Here is a 20,103-nt window from a genome sequence, read left to right on the forward strand (position 1 = left end):
GGTGGCCGTACCGGGTCTCGTACCGTCTCCGTCTGACAGCATTGCCCCGCCGACCGTCCCCTGGAGCACTCTCGTGAACACCCCCCGGCGCCCGCACGCGCCCGCCGCCGACCTCTGGCTGATGGCGGCGACCATCGCCACGGGCGTCATCGGTGTCGTGCTGAGCGCCGGGTGGCGGTTCGGGACGGGGCACATGCTGCCCGCCGCGATCCTGGCGACCGTCGGCGGGGTCGCCCTGCCCTGGCGGCACCAGCGGCCCCTCGCGGTCGTCACGCTCACCACGCTGTGCGCGATGGGCCAGGGCCTGCTGGGCATGCTGGTCACACCGTTCCTCGCGGCCCCGCTGACCGTGGTGCTCTACTCCGTCGGCACCGGCGAGGAGGCCGGGACCCGGCGGAACGCCGCGCTGATCTCCGGACTCGGCATGGCGGTCACCGGCGTCACGCTGACCCTGCGCAGCCACGAGTTCTTCCTCTCCGTCGTCAACCCCGTCGCCTGGGCTCTGCTGCCGATCGCGTTCGGCAGCTACGTCCAGGTCCGCCGAGCCCTCGCCGCCTCCCGCGCCGAACAGGCCGTACGCGCGCGCGAGGAGGAGGCCCACCGGCGGGTCATCGAGGAGCGGATGCGCATCGCCCGCGAACTCCACGACGTCGTCGCCCACCACCTCGCCCTCGCGAACGCGCAGGCCGGCACCGCCGCGCACCTCAAGCGCAGCAACCCCGAGCAGGCGTTCGCGATCCTCGACGAGCTGTCCGGCACGACCGCCTCCGCGCTGCGCGAGCTGAAGGCCACCGTGAGTGTCCTGCGCCAGACCTCCGACACCGAGAACCTCGCACCCGCACCGGGCCTCGCCCGCCTGCCCGAGCTGACCGCGTCCTGCGCCGCCGCGGGCGTGACGGTGACCGTCGTCGTCGACGGCACCGCGCGGGACCTGTCGCCCGCCGTCGACCTCACCGCGTACCGCATCGCACAGGAGGCCCTCACCAACGTCACCAAACACGCGGCCGTCCCCGAGGCGGAGGTGCGGCTCGCGTACACCGACCGGTATCTGACCCTGACCGTGCGCAACGCCCCCGGCGCCGCACGGCCCGGCGGTGCGGGCGGCTACGGCCTCGTCGGCATGCGCGAACGCGCCCTGTCCGTCGGCGGCACCTTCCACGCCGGCCGGCGGCCCGACGGCGGCTTCGAGGCCGCCTGCACCCTCCCCCTGCACCACCGCGACCCCGACGAAGGCAACGCCCCATGACCACGCGCGTCCTGCTCGCCGACGACCAGGCGCTCCTGCGCGCCACCTTCCGCATCCTCGTCGACTCCGACCCCGGCATGACCGTCGTCGCCGAGGCGGCGGACGGCCGCGAGGCCGTCGACCTCACCCGCGAACACGCCCCCGACGTCGTCGTCATGGACATCCGCATGCCCGGCACGGACGGACTCGCGGCCACGGCGGAGATCTGCGCGGACGAGTCCCTCGCCGCGACCCACGTCCTCATCCTCACGACCTTCGAGGACGACGAGAACGTGGCCCGGGCCCTGCGCGCGGGCGCGGGCGGCTTCCTCGGCAAGGACGTCGGCCCGGACGTCCTCCTGGCCGGCATCCGCACTGTCGCGGCGGGCGAGTCCCTGCTGTCGCCCGTGGCGACCCGCGCCCTGATCACCCGCTTCCTCACGACCCCGGAGCCGGCCGAGGCCCTGGCCCCTCCGGCGCTCCTCGCCACGCTGACCGACCGCGAACGCGAGGTCATGTCCCTCGCGGCCCTCGGCAGGTCCAACACGGAGATCGCCGAGCAGCTGGTGCTGAGCCACCTGACCGTGCGCAGCCACATCCAGCGGGCGATGACGAAACTGCACGCCCGCGACCGGGCCCAACTGGTCGTCATCGCCTACCAGTCGGGGCTGGTGGAGGCGAAGCCGCCGGGGCGGTGAGGGGGCCGGGGGAGGTCGCTCACCCGTTCCCCCGGCCATCCGCGCGTGTGATCCCACCCGTGGCGGCGCCACCCGGCGCGAGGGTCTCGCGTTGGGGTCCGTGACGGGAGTGCAGTGACGGTTCTGCAACCGGGCCGCCGATCGGCTTCCGGCTCCGGTTCACTGGCGTCCCGCTCGCGAACACGCAGGTCACGGTATGGAGAGTTACAACGTGTGGACATGTGCCGACACCCCCCGGACCCTGCCCGCGCCCCGGCGCGGACGAACGGTCGACGGAGGCCTGCTCGGCCGCGCATCCGAACTGGCGGACCTGCGCGCGGCACTCGCCGCGCACCGCCTGGTGACGGTGACGGGTGCGGCGGGTATGGGCAAGAGCCGGCTGGCACGGGCGGCGGCCGGGCCGGGGGCCGTGGTGTGGGTGGGGGAGAGCGGGGAGGGGGGACTGGCGGAGCGGGTGGTGCGGGCCGTGGCCGCGCTCTGCGCCCTCCCCGCCCCCCACCCCCTCCTGGTCCTCGACGGGGTGGACCCCGTCCACGGCGAGTGCGTCGGCCTCGTGCAGCGCCTGCTGATGGCCGTACCGGCGCTCAGGGTCCTCGTCACCGCGCGGAAGGCCCTCGGCCTGGGGGAGGAACGGGTCCTGAGGCTCGGCGCGCTGGGCCTGCGGGGCCCCGCCGTGGAGCTGTTCCTCGACCGCGCCCGCACCGCGACGGGCCGGGAGCTCCCCGGCGACGACCGGGCGGCGGCGGAGCGGATCTGCCGGCTCCTCGAAGGCGTCCCCCTGGCGATCGAACTCGCGGCGGGCCAGCTCACCCGCCACTCGGTCACCGACCTCGCCGCACGCCTGGAACGCGACCAGTGCTGGCTCACCGGCCCCCACCCGGGCCCCCGCAGACACCGCTCCCTGCGGGACGCGGTCGGCGCCGGATACCGCCTGTGTGAACGGGAGTCGAGGGTCGTGTGGGCCCGCGCGAGCGTCTTCACGGGCTCGTTCACGGAGGCGACGGCCGTCTTCGTGTGCTCCGGCGCCGGCGTGGAGCCCCACCGAGTACCCGGCCTGCTCGCCGAGCTGGCGGCATCGGGCGTCCTGGAGACCCTCGGCGAGCCCGGCGGCGTACGCGCCTCCCGCTACCGGATGACCCGCGCGGCCCGCGACTTCGGTGCCGAACGCCTGCGCGAGGCCGGTGAGTCGGCGGTCGCGCGCGAACGGCACGCCCTGCACTACCGCCGCGTCGCGGCCGTCGCCGAGAACCTGTGGACCAACGGCCGGCAGCGCCAGGCGGTCCAGCTCGTGCGCGAGGAGTACGACGACCTCACCGCCCTCGTCCGCCACGCGCACGCCCGCCCCGGGCACGTCGAGGCCGCGCTGGAGACCGTCGTCAACCTGTGGTTCTGGTGGGCCGTCCACGGCCACGCGGCGCAGGGCCACGCCCACCTGCGCCGGCTGCTGCCGCTGGCCGAACCCGACAGCCCGCTGCTGCCGCGCGCCCAGTGGCTCACGGCCTGGCTCGGCACCGCCGACCCCGAGACGGCCCGTGAACTCCTCGGCCGCGCCTGGACCGGCGCGGTGCTCGCGGGCGACGACGCGACGGTCGGCCGGATCGCCCACGTCGAAGGCGTCCTGGCCTGGCGGGACGGCTCACCCGGCGTCGCCGAGTCCTGCTTCGCCCAGGCCGCCGACCTGATCCCGCCCGGCGCACCCGGCGGACCCGCCGCGCCGGTCAGCCTCGCGGCCCTGGCGGTCGTCCAGTCGTACCGCTCACCCCGCGCGGCCCGCCGCACCGCCCGCCGCGCCCTGTGCACCCCCGGCGCCGACTCCTGGTCCACCCTCCTGGCCCGCTACGCCCTGGCGGTCACGGACCACCCCACCCACCCCGCCCGCGCCTGGCACCGCGCCCGCCGGGCCCTGTCCACGATCGACACCCGCGTCGACGCGCCCCAGGGCACGGCGGCCCTCCTGCGCCTGATCGCGGACGTGGAGGGCGGCCGGACGGGCGACGAGGGGATCCGGGCCTTCGTGCCGTAGACACGCTCTCACCTGCGAACTGATGTGTTTCTTTACCATCTCCTTGCGGGGTGCGGGCGTGAATCGAACGAGTGTTGGGCAACGAGGGGGTGTATCGCACGGTTGATCCAGTCGACGTATTTTGTCTGGGCGAGACTGGGTGTGACCGGGGGAACGAGAAGAGCGCAAGGAGCACCATGGGTATTGAGACTTCTGGGATGCCCTCCATCGACACGTTCGCCATGGAGCTCTACGGGTGGATTCTGGACAACACGCAGACCGATCTGGACCGGGCGGCACAGGCCCTCGGGATCAGCAGGGAACAGACCGAGGCGAAGTTCCTCCAGCTCGCCCGGCTCGGCGTGGTACGGGTGGACGAGGAGGACGAGACGCTGGTCAGCGCCGTCGACCCGGACGCGGCGGCGCTCCGGCACACGCGGCCGGTGCGCGAGACCATCAAGCGTGAACAGGAGCGGCTCGACTGCCTGATGAACGACTACGGGCTGCTGCGCAGCAGGTTCCTCCAGGCCCGGGGCGGCCAGGAGTGCACGGTCGAGGTGATCCCCCGGCTGGACGAGGTCCGAGCCGCCCTCAACCGGGCCTCCGCCGAGTGCCGTGAGGAGATGCTCGCCATGCAGCCCGGCGGGAACCGGGTGCCGGAAGCCCTGGAGGAGGCCGTGGCCCGCGACCACGCCATGCTCTCCCGAGGGGTGCGGATGCGCGCCATCTACCACCACACCTCCCGCTTCAACGGCCCCAGCCAGGTGTACGTCGCGCGGGCCTCGGCGCTGGGCGCCGAGTACCGCACGGTCCACGAGCTCGTGAACCGGATGATCATCTTCGACCGGGACCGGCTCGCCTTCATCCCGCTGCGCGACGACGAGAACGCGGCGGTCGCGATCCGCGAGCCGTCCATCGTCGCCTTCCTCCACCGGCTCTTCGAGCACGTGTGGGCCCACGCCGCCCCCTTCTCCCCGGCGTCCAGCGACCAACTGGAGGAAGTGTCGCAGGAATTGGACCGGACCATCGTGCAACTCCTGGCGGGCGGCCTCAAGGACGAGACCATCGCCCGCCGGCTCGGCATGTCCCTGCGCACCACGCGCCGGCACATCGCCGACATCATGAAGCGGCTCGGCGCCGAGAGCCGCTTCCAGGCCGGCGTGCTCATCGCGCGCGCCGAAGCGGGAGGACACCGCGACGACGCCCTGAGCTGGCCCGCGGAACCGGCGGCCGTACTGCACGAACCCGCGCTGCGCCCCGTCGGCAACTGACGGGCCGGCACGTTCTGGGCCGGCCGGCGGACCGGGAGACCGCCGGCCGGCCGCGTCAGAGCCCGCGGACCGGGTGGCGGGTGCCCGGCCGGGGCATGGCCTGTGTGCCGGGTGGCGGGCGTCCGGCCGGGGCGGCTCCACCGGCTCTCACCCCCGCTCCGGCGTGAAGTCGTCCATGCCGCGCAGCGACGAGCACAGCACCCACAGCCCGGCCAGGCAGGTGCCCGCCGCCGCGACCCACAGGGTGCCCCGCACCCCGAGGACCCCGCCCAGCGCCCCGCCCGCCAGCGTGCCCAGCGTCAGCGTGCCGAACGCCACGAACCGCACGGTGGCGTTGACCCGGGCGAGCATCCGCTCGGGACAGGCGGCCTGCCGGTAGCTCACCTGCGCGATGTTGTAGAGGACGGTGCCGTAGCCGGTGACCAGCAGCCCGAGCACGGCCGCCGCGACCAGCGGCCCCGGCCGCGCGAGCGGCACCAGGAACAGGGCCGGGAACGCGGTGACGGGCACCAGCCACACCGCCCTGGCCTGCCCCAGCCGCCGGATCACCGGGCGCGCGGTGAGGGCCGCGAGCACCCCGCCCAGGCCGAGCACGCCCAGCACGAGCCCCACGAGGGTGCCCGACAGGTCCAGCGTCCTGGTCAGGAACAGCACCAGGACCGCGTTCAGCACCCCGCTGAACAGGTTGGCCGTGGCCGTGCAGCAGGTGATCGCCCGCAGCGCCGACGTCCGGGCCACGAACCGCAGCCCCTCCCGGATCTCCGCGAACACCGACGCACCCCCGGCCGCGCGCGGCGCCGGCTCCGACTCGGGGACACCGCGCAGCAGGACGGCCGCCAGCAGATAGCCGCCCGCCGTCCCGAGGACCGGCCCGGCGACCCCGGAGAGCTGGACGAGACCACCCCCGATGCCCGGCCCGGTGATCTGCGCGAGGGACTGGCTCGACTGGAGCTTCGCGTTGCCCTCGACGAGGTGCTCGCGCGCGACCAGCGACGGCAGGTACGACTGGTAGGAGACGTCGAACAGGACCGCGCAGACCCCGGCCAGCAGCGCCACCGCCACCAGCTGGGAGACCGTCAGCACGCCCAGCCACCAGGCCACCGCGACCGTGCACAGCAGCAGGGCCCGCACCGCGTTGGACCACATCATCAGCCGCCGCTGCCTGGCCCGCTCGACCCAGACCCCGGCGGGCAGCCCGATCAGCAGGTACCCGGCCGTCTCCGCCGCACCCAGCACCCCCATCTCCCAGGGGGACGCCGCCAGCGTCGTGGCGGCGGCCAGGGGCAGGACCGTGTTCCCGACGTAGGTGCCGAACTGACTGACCGTGTCCGCCGCCCAGAACATCCTGAAGCCGCGGTGCGCGGGCAGGGACGGCGCGGGCGGCGCGGCGGAGCGGGCCACCCTCACCGCCCGGCCGACGGGGCCGCCGCCAGCACCTCGGCCAGCACGGTCACGGCGTGGTCGACGTCCCCGGCGTCCACCCCGGAGTGCGTGACCGCGCGGATCCGGTCCCGGCCCAGCTCGGCCACCCGCACCCCGCGCGCGTGGGCCGCGTCGATGAACGAGGCCGTGGTGTGGGCGGTGGCCTCCGGGTCGACGGAGAAGAACACCATGTTCGTGCGGGGCGGCTCCGGGTCCAGCCGCAGCCCCGGCACCCCGGCCAGCCCCGCCGCCAGCCGGGCCGCGTTGGCGTGGTCGTCGGCGAGCCGGTCGACCATCTCGGTCAGCGCGACGATGCCGCACGCGGCGATCAGCCCGGCCTGCCGCATCCCCCCGCCGAGCATCTTGCGCAGCCGGCGGGCGCTGTCGATGCTCTTGGCGTCGCCCGCCAGCACCGAACCGATCGGCGCGGACAGGCCCTTGGAGAGACAGAACTGGACCGTGTCCGCGTGCGCGGCGAGCTCGGCGGCCGAAACGCCCAGCGCCAGCGCGGCGTTGAAGATCCGCGCCCCGTCCAGGTGCAGGGCGATCGAGTGGGCGCGGGCCACCGCCGCCGCCTCGGCCAGATAGCCGGGCGACAGCGGGACGCCGCCCCTGCGGTTGTGCGGCGTCTCCACGCTCAGCACGGCCGGCAGCGCGAACTGCGGGTCGTCGGCGTCGACCTCGCACGCCTCCACGACGGCCGCCAGCGGCAGGGTGCCGTCCTCGGCGGCGCTCACCGGCTCGTACACGATCCCGCCGAGCACCGCAGCGCCGCCCGCCTCGTAGACGTAGATGTCCGACTCGGCGCCGACGATCGCCTTGCCGCCGCGCGGGCTGTGCGTGAGCAGGGCCGTGAGGTTCGCCATCGTGCCGCTCGGCATCAGACAGGCCGCCTCCTTGCCGAGCAGATCGGCCGACAGCCGCTCCAGCTCGGCGACCGTGGGGTCCTCGCCGTACACGTCGTCGCCCAGCGGGGCCTCGGCGGCGGCGCGCAGCATACGGGGGGTCGGCAGGGTGAAGGTGTCGCTGCGCAGTTCGACGACACGGTTCATGAGGTGCTCCCGGAGATCAGGGCGTTCACAGCGGCGGTCAGGGTCTGTTCGGCGGCCGACCAGCGCGCGCGGCGCGTGTCGGCGAGGGCGCGGTGGGCGGCGAGCCGGACGTCGGCGTCGTCGGCCGCGGCGAGCACACCGGCCCGGCCGGGCCCGCCGCCCGAGGTCGCGGCCCCGGCGACGGACGCCGGGTCGAGGCCGGTGAGCAGCCCGGCCCACTCGGCGGGCAGGCGCTCGGCTGCCACCTCCGCGAACGGACGCCCGCCCGCAGCGGCCTCCCGGCTCACCTCGCCCACCTCGTGGTGGGCCGTGCGGAACGGCACACCGGCCACGACGAGGCGCTCCGCGAGCGCGGTGGCACTGGTCTGGCCCTCGTCGGCCCGGCGCAGCATCAGCTCCCGGCAGGGCACCGCGCCCTCGGCCATCAGCCGCAGCAGCACCACCGCGTCGGTCGTCGCCGACAGCGCGGACCAGACGTGCCCCACCGCCTCGGTGCCGACCGCGATGGCGTTGGTGAAGCGGGCGGTGGACATGGCGGCGGTGGCCGCCGTCAGCGCGCCGAGCGCGGCGGCGGCCTTGCCCTGCACGTTCTCCAGCAGGAACGGATTGCGCTTCTGCGGCATCATCGAACTGCTGCCGACCAGGTCGTCGGGGAGCGCCAGCAGCGGATTCTCGGCGCTCGTCCAGGACTGGAGGTCGTGCGCCACCCGGGTCAGCAGGACCCCCAGCACCGTGCAGCCGGCCAGCAGCCGCAGCACCACGTCACGCGAGGCGACCGCGTGCAGCGAGTTCGGCAGCGGCGCCAGGAACCCGAGCAGCTCCGTGGTGCGCCGCGGGTCGATGGGCAGCGACGTGCCGCCGACCGCGCCCGCGCCCAGCGGGTTCTCCTCCAGTTCCTCGCCCGCCTGCGCCAGCTGGTCCAGGTCCCGTACGAGGGCGGCGGCCACCCCGGCGAGATAGTGGCCGTAGGTGATGGGCACCGCCGGCTGGTGGTGGGTGTAAGCGGGCATCACGGCCGTGGACCAGCGCCGCGCCCCGTCGGTCAGCACGGCGCCGAGCGCCGTGCACGCGTCCAGCAGCCGGTCGTAGGGCTCCCGCAGTTGCAGGCGCAGGACGGTCGCGTTCAGGTCGTTGCGGGACCGGCCGCTGTGCAGCACCCCGCCGGTCGGCGCGCCCAGCTCGTCGATCAGGTGGCCCTCGTAGGCGAGGTAGCGGCCACGCGGCGCCGGCCGGTGCCGCAGCGGCGCGAAGTCCGCGGCGCGCAGCTCCTCGATGCCGGCCAGCAGCCGGGCGGCGGTGCCGGGGGCGACGATGCCCTGTTCGGTGAGCATGACGACATGCGCGCGGTCGACCTGGCTGGTGGGGCGCAGCTCGGCGGCGACGGGGTCGGCCGGGGCCCGCAGATGCCGTTCGAAGAGGATCTCCGCGGCGGCCGGGGCGACGGAGGTGGAGAGCCTGCCGGTGGCGGCGCTCGTGCTCATACGGCGGCTCCTTCGCCGGTGTCGGGACGCAAGGAGGTCCGCAGCCGGGTGTGGGCGGCGGCGACGGCCAGGTCGGCGGCCTCGGCGGTGGGCGCGGTGGCGGTGGCGTGGCCGACCCGGTCGCGGTGGTCGCGGTGCGGTTCGAGGCGGACGCCGGTACGCCCGGTGAGCACCGCCTCGGCGCCCTCGGGCAGGCCACCGGTGTCCGGCGGGCCCGCCAGCCGCGCCGGGGTGTCCACGACCAGGAAACGCAGGCGCGCGTGGTGCGACCTGACCGGTGCCAGGTCCACGGGCAGGCCGAGCGCGGCGGACACCTGGGCGCGCACCAGGTCGACACCCGTGGCGGAGCGGATCAGCTCGGGGATCATGCCGCCCGCGAGCCGGGGGTTGACCTCGATGAGCACCGGCTCGCCCAGCCGCAGCCGCAGCTCGACGTGGGCCGCCCCGAACCCGAGCCCCAGCGCCTTGACCGCCTGGACGGCGGTGGCGGCCAGCGCGGCGGCGTCGGCGTCCGCGACGGGCGCCGGGACGTCGTGCCCGATCTCCACGAAGTGGGGCGCCCGGCCCAGGTGCTTGCCGACGACGGCCACGGCCCGGTCGCCGAACACCTCCACCGAGAACTCGGACCCGCGCACGAACTCCTCGACGAGGAAGTCCCGCGCCACCGGCATGCCCCGCTCGTTGTGGGTGCGCTCCAGCAGCCGGGCCGCGTGCTCGGCGGCCTCCTGCCGCGTGGCGCACAGCCGTACGCCCGAACTGCCCGAGCCGTCCACCGGCTTGAGCACCACGGGCGTCCCGATCCGGTCCACCGCGTCGAGGGCCTCCGCCGCCGTGGCGACCAGCGCGTGGGCGGCCACCGGCACCCCGCCGGCCACGAGCGCCGCGTGCTGGCCGCCCTTGTGCCGGCAGCGGACGACGGCGTCCGGGTCGGGGCCCGGCAGCCCCAGGGCCGCCGCCGCGCTCGCGGCGACGGGCACGAAGTAGTCGGAACTGGTGGTCACCCCGGCCACCCCGGACCCTTCGGCGTCGGGCAGGGCCCGCACGGCCGCCAGGACCGCCGGGAGGCTGGAGGTGTCCGCGCGGACCACGGTGATGCCGTCGGTGCGCGCGTAGTCGTACCGGCCGGGGTCCTCGGCCAGCAGGACGGGGCGGGCGCCGAGCTCCCGGGCCCGGCGGGCGAACAGCCGTCCCGTGCCGGTGGTGTTGCTCTCGACCAGCACGAGGAGGGGCTCTGTCATCGGTGCTCCGGTGAAGAAGAAGGCGAAGAAGGGGAAGAAGGCGAAGAGGCGGCCGGGTCGGCCAGCAGGACGTCGTCGAGGGTGCGCCGGTCCCACTCCAGCCGCGCCCAGCCGCCCAGGGCGTCGCCGGGCCGCTGGACGGTGCGCGGCCCGGTCGCGGGCGGCGTGTCCAGCACGCCCTGCTCCCGCAGCCACTCGTCGCGGTACACCGAGTCCTGGTAGCGGTGCCCCTCGTCCGGGAGCAGCGCCACCACCTGCTCCTCGGGGTGCCGCTCCGCGTACCAGCGGGCGACGAGGAAGGAGGCGCCACTGGTCGGACCCATGTAGAGGGCGTGCCGGGCGTGCAGCTCGCGGGTGGCGCGGAACACCTCGGCCGGACCCGCCCAGTGCACCTCGTCGTAGGCGGTGTGCCGGACGTTCGGCGGCACCAGGCTGTTGCCGAGCCCGCGCACCGCCCGGGGCCCGTCGGGCTGGCCGAAGATGGTGCTGGGCGAGGTGTCGACGCCGATGAGCCGCATCCGGGGCTGCACCAGCCGCAGGAAGGACGCCGTGCCGCCGCTGGAACCGCCGGACCCGACCGGGCCGACGAGGCAGTCGACGGAACCGAGCGCCTCGCTGAGCTGCTCGGCGACCGCCGCGTAGGCGTTGGGGTTGTCCGGGTTGTGGTACTGGCCGGGCACATAGTGCCGGGGGTGCTCGGCCCGCAGCTCCTCAAGACGGTCCAGGCGGGCCCGCTGGAACCCGCCCTCGGGGCTCGGCCGGGTGCAGATCTCCACCCGGGTGCCCAGCTCCTCCAGGCGGCGGCGCAGCGCCGGGTCGATCGCCGGGTCGCCGACGATCACCAGCGGATAGCCGCGCAGCCGGCACACCATGGCCAGGCCCAGGGCGAAGGTGCCGGAGGAGGTCTCCAGGACCGTCGTACCGGGGCCGAGGTCACCGCGCTGCTCGGCGCGGTCCAGCATGAACCGGGCCGGCAGCAGCTTCATCAGGGTGAAGGCGGCCCCGCACAGGTTGGGGCCGAGACGCACCAGCCGCGGCAGCTCGGTCGCCGCGACGATCGACGCGCTGGGCGCGCGCACGGACAGCGAGGACATGGGCCTCTCCTCAACCATGGGTGGTGGATTCGTCGGTGCCGAAGCACCAGGTGTCGTGGATGCCGAGCGCGGCGAGCCGGGCCCGCGCCCGCGCGGTGCGGACGTCGAGATCGGGGCACCGCGGATCGAAGAGCAGCCCGGCGACGTCGCCGCTGTGCGCGACCTGGAGCCCCGCCGCGCCCACCTCCTCGGCGAGACGCAGCAGGTCGTCCAGGCGCGGCACCGGCAGATGCCGCTGGTTGAGACGGGCGCTCGCGGTCGCCACCCGGCCCAGCAGCGCCACGTCACCGGTGCGCACCGCGCGCCGCGCCATGCCCAGCAGGGGCCGGAACGCCTCGATCTCCCAGACGTCGTAGCGGGCGGGCGGCAGATCGAGGGTGTCGACGCCCGCGCCGTCCCGGCTGGTGCCGAAGCCGAGCACCGTCAGCCGCATCAGGGAGCCCCCGAGATCCTCCAGGCTCTCCCCCCGGCGGTGCGCGAACAGCACCGCCCGGTGCGGGTACATCAGCGCGTCGGACGCGGTCTCGGCGGCCACCGCGAGGGCCGCCAGCCGCTCGGGGCGCGGATCCTGCCCGGCAGCCCGGAACACGGCTCCGATCGAGGCCAGCACGTCGGCGGTGGACGAGCCGAAGCCGCGGCCCAGCGGGATGTCGCTGGCCAGCCGCAGCACCCCGCCCGTGTACGGGCCGCCCAGGGCGCGCAGCGCCAGTTCGGCGGCGCGCACGGCCTTGGTGCGCCAGGGGTCCTTGACCGAGACCCCGGCGGCCGTCGTGGAGGGCTCGAAGACGGCCTGGGAGCTGTAGAGCGGGCAGGGCAGGGTGATCAGGCCGCGGTGCAGCCGCCCGCCGGCCTCGAAGACCCCCTGGAGGATCTCGCCGTGGTGGGCGATGCTGCGGTAGGAGCCCCGGACGCGGACCGCCGGCGGGGGAGCTGTGGAGGCGTTCAGGTGCATGGCTTCCTCAGGGGAGTGGGGGAGCGGGGCGGCGGGCGCGCTCACGGGGCGACGGGAGCGGAGGGCAGCGCCGGCAGCGTCACGAACCGGGCCGGGATCTGGTAGTCGGGCAGCCGCTCGGCGAGGAACTCCACGAGCTCGAAGGGGCCGGGCGCCTCGGCCCCCGCCCGGGGCACCAGGTACGCGTGCAGCTGGTCGCCGACGGGCCAGACGGCCGCCTCGGCGATCCGCCGGTGCGCGGTGAGCCGGGCCCGCGTCTCGTGCGGCGCGACCCGGAAACCGGCCACCGTCGGCCAGTCGCCGGCCGGGCCGAGCACCGCGAACCCGCCGTCGGCGTCCCGCCGTGCCCGCCGGCCGGTCGGGGCGGGAGCGCCCGCCCCGGCGAGGCCGAGGTGCAGCTCGCCGGGGATGCCGGGCGGCAGCGGCTCGCCGTTGCGGTCCAGGACCACCGCGACCACCCCGGGCAGCGGGGCGCCCACCGGGACGAGCACCTCCTCGCCCGCCCCGTCCCCGGACGGTCCAGGGGCGCGGCACAGCGCGAGCGGCAGCTCCGGCGTGCCGAACCCGGTCGCCAGGCGCGGCCCGCCCGCCGGGCGGCGCAGCGCCGCCGGGGCGATGTCGGGGCCGAGCACCAGGAGCGCCGCACAGCCGCCGGCGAGCGCCTCACCGTGGTGCGCCAGCAGGGAGTTGGCCGTCGTGTCGGGCAGCAGCAGCGCCGAGAACGGCTCCTCGGCGGCGCGCAGGACGGCGGCCACCCCGGCCGCCGTGGTGGTGTTCTCGTCCGCCAGCACCAGGGTGCCGCCCCGGCCCAGCGTGGTCCACACCTCGACCGGGAACAGCGGATCGGACACGGGCGCCGCCCGCAGGACCCGTCCGGCGTCCAGGCCGAGGGCGTCGAGCGCGTCCAGGGCGCAGCGCACCGCGGCGTGCGTGAGCTCGCCGTCACCGGTCACGGCCAGGACGTCGGCCGGGGCGGGGGAGTACTCCTCCCGCGCCGGCTCCGGGAGGCCCGGCGCTGTGCCGTCCGCGCCCGCTGTGCCGCCCACCCGGCACGGGACGCCCCGCCGGGCCGCCGCCAGCATCGCCGCGACCAGGTCGGCGCCCGGCGTCGCAGGGACGGTGACCGGCTCGCGCGGGCCGGCGTCCGGGCGGGCCGGCAGCCGTACCGACCGGGCGAGGACGTCGAGTTCGCCGTAGGTGACCGGCCCCGACGGCGTGCTCAGCGCCACCGCGTCCGGCCGGCCGGCGATGTGCCGCTCCACCAGGTCCAGCACGGTCTGCCCGGGCTGTCCGGCCGGGGCGGGCTCCGGGGTCACCGCGCCCGTCAGGGGCAGCCGGGACACGGGCGTGTCGGGGGAGGCCAGCGCGGTGCGCAGCAGGTCCCGGTAGGCCTGGGCCATGCGCCGCATGGTCGCGTCGTCGAACAGGTCGGCGGCGTACTCCCACAGGACGGTGATCGACTCGTCCTCGTCGCTCGGGCCGAGGCCGACGCGCTGCTCGGCGCGCGGGATGACCACGATGTTCAGGTCGGCCTTCGCGGAGCCGTTGTGCTCCACGGCCACCTCGCCGCGCAGCCCGGCGAAGTCCAGGTCGGGGACGGCCGAGTCGTGGAAGCTGAACAGCGCCGAGAACAGGGGGTTGCGCGACAGGTCACGCACCGGCGCCAGCGCCTTCACCAGGCGTTGCAGCGGTATGTCCTGCCAGGCGTAGCCCTCGACGGCCGTGGCGTGCACCCGCGCGATCAGTTCCCGGAAGGTGGGGTCGCCGTCGAAGCGGACCCGCATCGGAACCGTGTTGACCATCATCCCGATGAGCCGTTCCGCCTCGCTCAGCCGCCGGTTGGCGACCCCCACGCCCACCACGAGGTCGTCCTGCGCGGTGTAGCGCGACAGCAGCGCCGTGAACCCGCTCAGCATCACCGAGTACAGGGTGACGCCGTGCTCGCGCGCCCGCTCACGCAGCGCGGCGTACTCGTCCGGGGCCAGCGAGAACGCCACCATGCCGCCGCGGAAGGTGAACTCCGGCGGGCGGGGCCGGTCGGTCGGCAGCTCCAGGGCCACCGGGGCGCCGTCCAGGACCTCGCGCCAGTGGTCGAGATAGCGCTCCAGGACCGGCCCGTCCAGCCACTCGCGCTGCCAGGCCGCCAGGTCGGCGAACTGGAACCGGGGTTCGGGCAGCCCCGGCCCGGTGCCCTCGGCGAACCCCGTGTAGAGCCGGGTCAGTTCGTCGACGAACACCGCGAACGACCAGCCGTCGTGCACCAGATGGTGCTCCAGGTGCAGCAGCCGGTGCGCCTCGGGCGCCGTGCGCACCACCACCCAGCGGACCAGGGGCGGGCTGTCCAGCCGGAAGGGGCGCGCCTTCTCCCGCCGGGTCAGCTCGCGCCAGGCGTCCTCCCGCTCCGCCTCGGGCAGCGCCGACAGGTCGACCAGCGGGATCTCCAGCTCGATGGCGTCCATGTCCACCGGGCACTGCGCGGGCACCCCGTCGATCTCGCGGAACCCGGTACGGAAGATCTCGTGCCGCCGCACCAGCTCGGTCAGCGCGGCGCGCAGGGCCGCCAGGTCCAGCGGACCGTTCAGCATCAGCGCCGCCTGCACCCGGTAGGCGGGGTTGAGGGGGGAGAGCTGCTCCAGGTACCAGATGCGCTCCTGCGGATACGACAGCGGCAGCGGCCGGGAGCGGTCCGCCCGGCGCAGCGCCGGCGGCGCCGGGGCCGCCCCGTCCCCGCCCCGCGCGCCACCGTCGAGGAACCGGCCGATCTCCTCGGCCGTCGTCCTGCGGTACAGCTCCGACAGCGGTACGTCCGCGCCGAACGCGTCGCGGATCCGCGCGGCCAGCCGGCCCACCAGCAGGGAGTGCCCGCCCAGCCGGAAGAAGTCGTCCCGCGCGCCGACCTCCGCGCCGCCCAGCAGCTCCGACATGAAGCCGACGACGGCACGCTCGGTGTCCGTCGCGGGCCGCGCCCGCTCCCCGTCCAGACCGGTGCTGGCCCGGTCGTGGCGCGGCAGCGCCTCGCGGTCCACCTTGCCGCTCGGCGTCAGCGGCAGCTCGGGCAGCACGACGACGGCCGCCGGCACCATGTGCGCCGGCAGACCGCGCGCACACCACTCGCGCAGCTCCCGCACCGCCGTGTCCACGGGCGCGGCGACATAGCCGACGAGGATGCCGTCCCGGGGGACGACCACCGCGTCGGTCACCGCCGGGTGCGCGCGCAGCACCTCGGCGATCTCGCCGGGCTCGACCCGGAACCCGCGGATCTTGACCTGGTGGTCGGCGCGCCCCACGTAGGCGTAGCGCCCGTCGGGCAGCCGCCGGGCGAGGTCGCCGGTGCGGTAGGCGCGCCCGCCGCCCTCGGCCGGCACGAACCGCTCGGCGGTCAGGCCCGGCCTGCCGTGGTAGCCGCGGGTGACCCCGGCGCCGGAGACCACCAGCTCGCCGACCTCCCCGTCGGCCACCGGCAGCCCGTCGGCGTCGAGGAGGGCGAGCCGCACCCCGGCGATCGGGGACCCGATGTCGGGCGTGCCGGAGCCCAGCACGTCACCGGAGGTGGCGCAGATGGACGTCTCGGTGGGCCCGTAGGCGTTGATCATCCGCCGCCCCCGCCCCCACCGCGCGGCGACCTCGGCGGGCAGCGCCTCACCGGCGCACACCACCGTGCGCAGCGCCGGCAGCTCGGCCTGCGGTACGGCGGCGGCGACCGACGGCGGCAGCACGGCGACACTCACCCGGCCCTCGGCCAGCAGCCGCACCAGGCCGGGCCCCGGCACCACGCTGTCCGGCCCGGCGAGCACCAGGGACGCGCCCGCGGTGAGCGCGATGCCCGTCTCGCACACGGACGCGTCGAAGCTCGACGGTGCGAACTGGAGCACCCGGTCGGCGGCGGTCACCCCCCACTCGTCCCGCATCCCGGCGACCGTCGCCGCGACACTGCCGTGCTCGACGAGCACCCCCTTGGGGCGGCCCGTGGAGCCGGAGGTGTAGATGACGTACGCGAGATCGCGGGCGTCGCGCCGGGGCAGCTCCACGGCGGGGGCGTCGGAGCCGTCGGGGGACAGCAGCCGGACCCCGTCCGGCAGGACCCGCGCGGCGCTCTCGTCCGCGATCACCAGACCGGCACCGGAGTCGCGGAGCATGTACTCCAGCCGGTCGCGCGGATAGGCCGGGTCCAGCGGGACCCAGGCGCCGCCCGCCCGCATCACCGCGAGCAGGGCGACGACCAGGGCGGGACCGCGCCCGACACTGACCCCGACCAGGTCGCCCCGGCCGGTGCCGGCGGCGATCAGCCGGTGGGCCAGCCGGGCGGAGCGCCGCTCCAGCTCGGCGTAGGTCAGGGCGGCGCCGGCCCAGTGCAGGGCCGGGGCCTCGGGGGTGCGGGCGGCGTGCGCAAGGAACGCCTCGTGCAGCAGAAGGGGTGCCTTCATCGCGTGGTACCTCGTTCGGTGTCCGCGTGGTGGGGGGTGGGTGCCGTCCGCGCGAGGAGGCGCAGGGCCTCCTCCTCCGGCATGGCCTCGATCTCGGCGAGGAGCAGCTCGTGCACGCGTTCCGCGGTGGCGGCGACGGTCGGGCACTCGAAGACCACGCTGAGCGGCAGGTGGGCGCCGAACGCGCGGCGCATCCGGTTGACGGCGCGGGTGGCCAGCAGGGAGTGGCCGCCCAGGGCGAAGAAGTCGTCCAGGACACCGATCCGGGGCACGCCGAGGGCCTCCGCCCAGATCCCGGCGATGACCTCCTCGGTCTCGTCGCGCGGGGCGACGTGGCCGGTGTCGTCGACGTCCGCCGGGTCCGGCTCGGGCAGCGCGGCGGGGCTCAGCTTTCCGCTGGCCGAGCGGGGCAGGGCGGGCAGCACGGTGACGCTGGACGGCACCGCGTAGCCGGGCAGCCGCGCCAGCAGGTCCTCGCGCAGCTCCCGCACCGTGACCGGGGCGTCCCCGAACACGACGTACGCCGCGAGCCGCAGATCGCCGCCGGCCGCCCGGCGGGCGACCACCGCGGTGTCGGCGACCGCCGGATGAGCGCGCAGCGCGGCCTCCACCTCGCCGAGCTCGATCCGTACGCCGCGCACCTTCACCTGGCGGTCCATGCGCTCCAGGTAGGCGAGGGTGCCGTCCGGGCGCATCCGGCCCCGGTCGCCGGTGCGGTACAGGCGCTCACCGGGCCGGTAGGGGTGGGGGACGAAGGCGGCGGCGGTCTTCGCGGGATCGCCGAGGTAGCCGCGGGCCAGCCCGACGCCGGCGATGCACAGTTCGCCGGGGACGCCGGGCGGCAGCGGCGCGAGCCGGTGGTCGAGGACCAGGACCTCGTTGTTGTCCATGGGCCTGCCGAGGCTCACCGCGCCCTCGCCGGCCGCGTCCTGGGGGCCGCACACCCGGTAGGTCGAGTCGATGGACACCTCGGTGGCGCCCCAGGTGTTGTCCAGGCTCACCGTGTCGCCGAACGCCTCGCGGAAGCGGCGCACCAGGTCCGGGCGCAGCGCCTCGCCGCTGGACAGGACGCTGCGCAGGTGCCCGCGCAGGGCGGCGACGTCGTCGCCGGTCAGCTCCTCCAGGAACAGGTCGAGGACGCTCGGCACGAACTGCACGTGCACCGCCCGGTGCCGGATCGCGGCGTCCGCGATGGCGCGCGGGTCCCGGTGCAGGCCGGGCGGCAGCAGGGCGACCGTGCCGCCGGTCATGAGCGGCCACAGGATCTCCACCGCGGCGTCGTCGAACGGCAGGGTCGTCTTGTGCAGGACGGCGTCACCCGGCCGCAGGCCGTGCCGGCGCTGCATCCACACCATGCGGTTGACCCAGCCCCGGTGGGTGCAGGCGACCCCCTTGGGGCGGCCCGTGGAACCGGACGTGTAGTAGACGGCGCACAGGTGGTCGGGGCGCGTGGCGACCGGCGGCGCGGCGGCGGCAGCGCCCTCGTCGACGGCCAGCGCGACGACGCCCGCCTCCTCGACGGCCGGCGCCCACTGCGGCTCGGCCAGGCAGACGGGGGCGCCCGCGTCGCCGAGCAGGGCCGCCACCCGGGCGGCCGGCGTGGAGGTCTCGATCGGCAGGTAGGCGCCGCCCGCCTTGAGGATGCCGAGGAGGCCCACGACCATGCGGGCCGACCGGTCGACGAGCAGCCCGACCGGCACGTCGGGACCGACACCGTGCCGGGCCAGGTCCCGGGCCACGGCACCCGCCGCGCCCTCCAGCTCGGCGTACGTCATGCGCAGGCCGGCGTCGTCGGTGAGGGCCACCGCGTCCGGGGTGCGGGCCGCCTGACGGGCGACCAGGTCGTGCAGGCACGCGTCGGGGACGGCGGTGTCCGGGCGCAGGGACAGCGCGCGCAGGGCGTCCTCCTCGGCCGGCGTGAGCAGCGGAATGTCGTCGATCCGCTGGTCGGGCCGGTCCGCGACGTGGGTGAGGAGGCGCTCCAGCCAGGAGGCGATCCGGTCCACCGTGGACGCGTCGTACAGGTCGGTGTCCCAGTTCACGCCGCACCACAGGCCGCCCTCGGCCTGCTCGAAGCTGACGCACAGGTCGTACTTGGCGCCCTCGTAGGGGATCGGCAGCTCCGTCACCTCCAGGCCCGGCAGGTGCGGGGCGCGGCGGCGACCGCTGCGGAAGTTGACCAGGATCTGGAAGAGCGGCGTACGGGACGGGTCCCGCTCGGGGGCGAGTTCGCCGACCAGCCGGTCGAAGGGGACCTCCGCGTGCTCGAAGGCGTCCAGGGCCGCGTCCCGCGCCTGGTCGAGGAGGTCACGGAACGTCAGGCCGGGCCCGAGGTCGGCGCGCAGCGGCAGCATGTTGATCAGCACGCCGACGAGCCGCTCGGTCGCCGGGTCGTCCCGGCGCGCGTAGGTGGTCCCGGTGGTGACGTCGCGGCGCCCGGTGCAGCGGTACAGGACCGCCTGGCAGGCGGCCGTCAGCAGCATCGCGGGCGTCGCACCGCTCGCCCGGCCCAGCTCGCCGAGGCGCCCGGCGACGTCCGGGGGCAGGACGAAGGCGCTGCGGCCCGCCCCGCGTCCGGCGCGCACGGCGGGCCGGGGCCGGTCGCCCGGCACCTCGAACGGTGTGAAGTCCTCGAACGCCTTGCGCCAGTGGTCGAGCCCGGCGGGCACGGCCTCGGCGTCGGCGCGGGCGTCGAGCCGGGCGGCGACCGTGCGGTACTGCTCGGCGGGCGCCGCGAGCGGCGAGGGCTCACCGGCGGTGAACGCGGCGTAGTCGGCGGACAGTTCGTCGTAGAGGACGGCCAGCGACCAGTCGTCGGCGGCGACGTGGTGCACCGTCAGCGCGAGGACGTGCTCCTCGGGCCCCCGGCGCACCAGCAGGGCGCGCAGCGGCAGGTCGGCCGCCAGGTCCAGCGGCTCGGTCGCCTCCCGGGTCAGGAGCGCGTCCAGGGCCTCGTCGTCGGCCGCGCCGGTCTCCCGCAGCCGGAAGGCGTCGGCCGGGCGGACCAGGCCGGAGGGGCGCTCGCCGTCGGCGACGACACAGGTGCGCAGCACCTCGTGGCGGGCGGCCAGCGCGGCCAGCGCGCGGCGCAGCGCGGCCACGTCGAGCGGGCCGGTCAGGCGCAGCCGCAGCGGGATCAGGTAGTCGGACGGGTGGGCGCTGATCTGGTCCACGAACCAGGTGCGCTCCTGGTCCCGGCTCAGAGGGACCGGAACCCCGCGATGATCGGTGGGGGAGGGCATCA

At 75.8% G+C, this 20,103-nt stretch carries 12 protein-coding genes; 4 read left to right on the forward strand and 8 right to left on the reverse strand.

Translation table 11 applies throughout. The features are described 5' to 3' along the window. Positions 1–73 precede the first annotated feature (73 nt). The 4 genes from PV682_RS12965 (at position 74) to PV682_RS12980 (ending at position 5,196) form a co-directional block, all read left to right on the forward strand. On the forward strand, positions 74–1,246 hold the full coding sequence (locus PV682_RS12965; protein WP_319728834.1) for a sensor histidine kinase: 1,173 nt from the start codon (positions 74–76) through the stop codon (positions 1,244–1,246). Beyond that, positions 1,243–1,923 (forward strand): response regulator transcription factor, encoded by a 681-nt coding sequence (locus PV682_RS12970; protein ID WP_319728836.1) that lies wholly within the window; start codon positions 1,243–1,245, stop codon positions 1,921–1,923. The genes PV682_RS12965 and PV682_RS12970 overlap by 4 nt, the downstream gene beginning before the upstream one ends. Positions 1,924–2,119: 196 nt before the next feature. Beyond that, positions 2,120–3,946 carry an ATP-binding protein gene (locus tag PV682_RS12975; protein ID WP_319728838.1) on the forward strand — a complete coding sequence of 609 codons (1,827 nt, stop codon included), beginning with the start codon at positions 2,120–2,122 and terminating at the stop codon, positions 3,944–3,946. Positions 3,947–4,143: 197 nt separating this feature from the next. Beyond that, the gene (locus PV682_RS12980) at positions 4,144–5,196 is read left to right on the forward strand and encodes a helix-turn-helix transcriptional regulator (protein ID WP_319728840.1); all 1,053 of its coding nucleotides are present in this window, start codon (positions 4,144–4,146) and stop codon (positions 5,194–5,196) included. Positions 5,197–5,343: 147 nt separating this feature from the next. Here PV682_RS12980 and PV682_RS12985 read toward each other — a convergent pair whose 3' ends face one another. The 8 genes from PV682_RS12985 to PV682_RS13020 are packed head-to-tail and all read right to left on the reverse strand — an operon-like array spanning position 5,344 to position 20,101. Next, positions 5,344–6,597: an MFS transporter gene (locus PV682_RS12985; RefSeq protein ID WP_319728842.1), complete on the reverse strand. Its 1,254-nt coding sequence runs from the start codon at positions 6,595–6,597 to the stop codon at positions 5,344–5,346. A gap of 2 nt (positions 6,598–6,599) precedes the next feature. Then, on the reverse strand, positions 6,600–7,670 hold the full coding sequence (gene ltaE / locus PV682_RS12990; RefSeq protein ID WP_319728844.1) for a low-specificity L-threonine aldolase: 1,071 nt from the start codon (positions 7,668–7,670) through the stop codon (positions 6,600–6,602). Next, positions 7,667–9,151 carry an argininosuccinate lyase gene (locus PV682_RS12995; protein WP_319728846.1) on the reverse strand — a complete coding sequence of 495 codons (1,485 nt, stop codon included), beginning with the start codon at positions 9,149–9,151 and terminating at the stop codon, positions 7,667–7,669. The genes ltaE and PV682_RS12995 overlap by 4 nt, the downstream gene beginning before the upstream one ends. Then, positions 9,148–10,389: an ATP-grasp domain-containing protein gene (locus PV682_RS13000; protein ID WP_319728849.1), complete on the reverse strand. Its 1,242-nt coding sequence runs from the start codon at positions 10,387–10,389 to the stop codon at positions 9,148–9,150. Before PV682_RS13000 ends, PV682_RS12995 begins: the two co-directional genes overlap by 4 nt. Continuing rightward, positions 10,386–11,483, reverse strand: a complete 1,098-nt coding sequence (locus tag PV682_RS13005) for a cysteine synthase family protein (protein ID WP_319728852.1) — start codon at positions 11,481–11,483, stop codon at positions 10,386–10,388. The genes PV682_RS13000 and PV682_RS13005 overlap by 4 nt, the downstream gene beginning before the upstream one ends. Positions 11,484–11,493: 10 nt before the next feature. Then, on the reverse strand, positions 11,494–12,480 hold the full coding sequence (locus PV682_RS13010) for a GHMP family kinase ATP-binding protein (RefSeq protein ID WP_319728855.1): 987 nt from the start codon (positions 12,478–12,480) through the stop codon (positions 11,494–11,496). After that, a complete protein-coding gene (locus tag PV682_RS13015; RefSeq protein ID WP_319728859.1) occupies positions 12,477–16,859 on the reverse strand; it encodes an amino acid adenylation domain-containing protein in 4,383 nt (1,460 codons plus the stop codon). Before PV682_RS13015 ends, PV682_RS13010 begins: the two co-directional genes overlap by 4 nt. After that, entirely contained in the window at positions 16,856–20,101 is a 3,246-nt protein-coding gene (locus tag PV682_RS13020; protein WP_319728862.1) for a non-ribosomal peptide synthetase, read from the reverse strand. The genes PV682_RS13015 and PV682_RS13020 overlap by 4 nt, the downstream gene beginning before the upstream one ends. Positions 20,102–20,103: the final 2 nt, after the last annotated feature.

Source organism: Streptomyces niveiscabiei, from assembly GCF_033794345.1.
GTDB classification, from domain to species: Bacteria; Actinomycetota; Actinomycetes; order Streptomycetales; family Streptomycetaceae; genus Streptomyces; species Streptomyces niveiscabiei.

Bases quoted from the DNA above. Each gene is read 5' to 3' on its own strand.
- PV682_RS12970 (WP_319728836.1), top strand. From the start codon at position 1,243: ATGACCACGCGCGTCCTGCTCGCCGACGACCAGGCGCTCCTGCGCGCC.
- PV682_RS12975 (WP_319728838.1), top strand. From the start codon at position 2,120: ATGGAGAGTTACAACGTGTGGACATGTGCCGACACCCCCCGGACCCTG.
- PV682_RS12980 (WP_319728840.1), top strand. From the start codon at position 4,144: ATGCCCTCCATCGACACGTTCGCCATGGAGCTCTACGGGTGGATTCTG.
- ltaE (WP_319728844.1), bottom strand. From the start codon at position 7,670: ATGAACCGTGTCGTCGAACTGCGCAGCGACACCTTCACCCTGCCGACC.
- PV682_RS12995 (WP_319728846.1), bottom strand. From the start codon at position 9,151: ATGAGCACGAGCGCCGCCACCGGCAGGCTCTCCACCTCCGTCGCCCCG.
- PV682_RS13000 (WP_319728849.1), bottom strand. From the start codon at position 10,389: ATGACAGAGCCCCTCCTCGTGCTGGTCGAGAGCAACACCACCGGCACG.
- PV682_RS13005 (WP_319728852.1), bottom strand. From the start codon at position 11,483: ATGTCCTCGCTGTCCGTGCGCGCGCCCAGCGCGTCGATCGTCGCGGCG.
- PV682_RS13015 (WP_319728859.1), bottom strand. From the start codon at position 16,859: ATGAAGGCACCCCTTCTGCTGCACGAGGCGTTCCTTGCGCACGCCGCC.
- PV682_RS13020 (WP_319728862.1), bottom strand. From the start codon at position 20,101: ATGCCCTCCCCCACCGATCATCGCGGGGTTCCGGTCCCTCTGAGCCGG.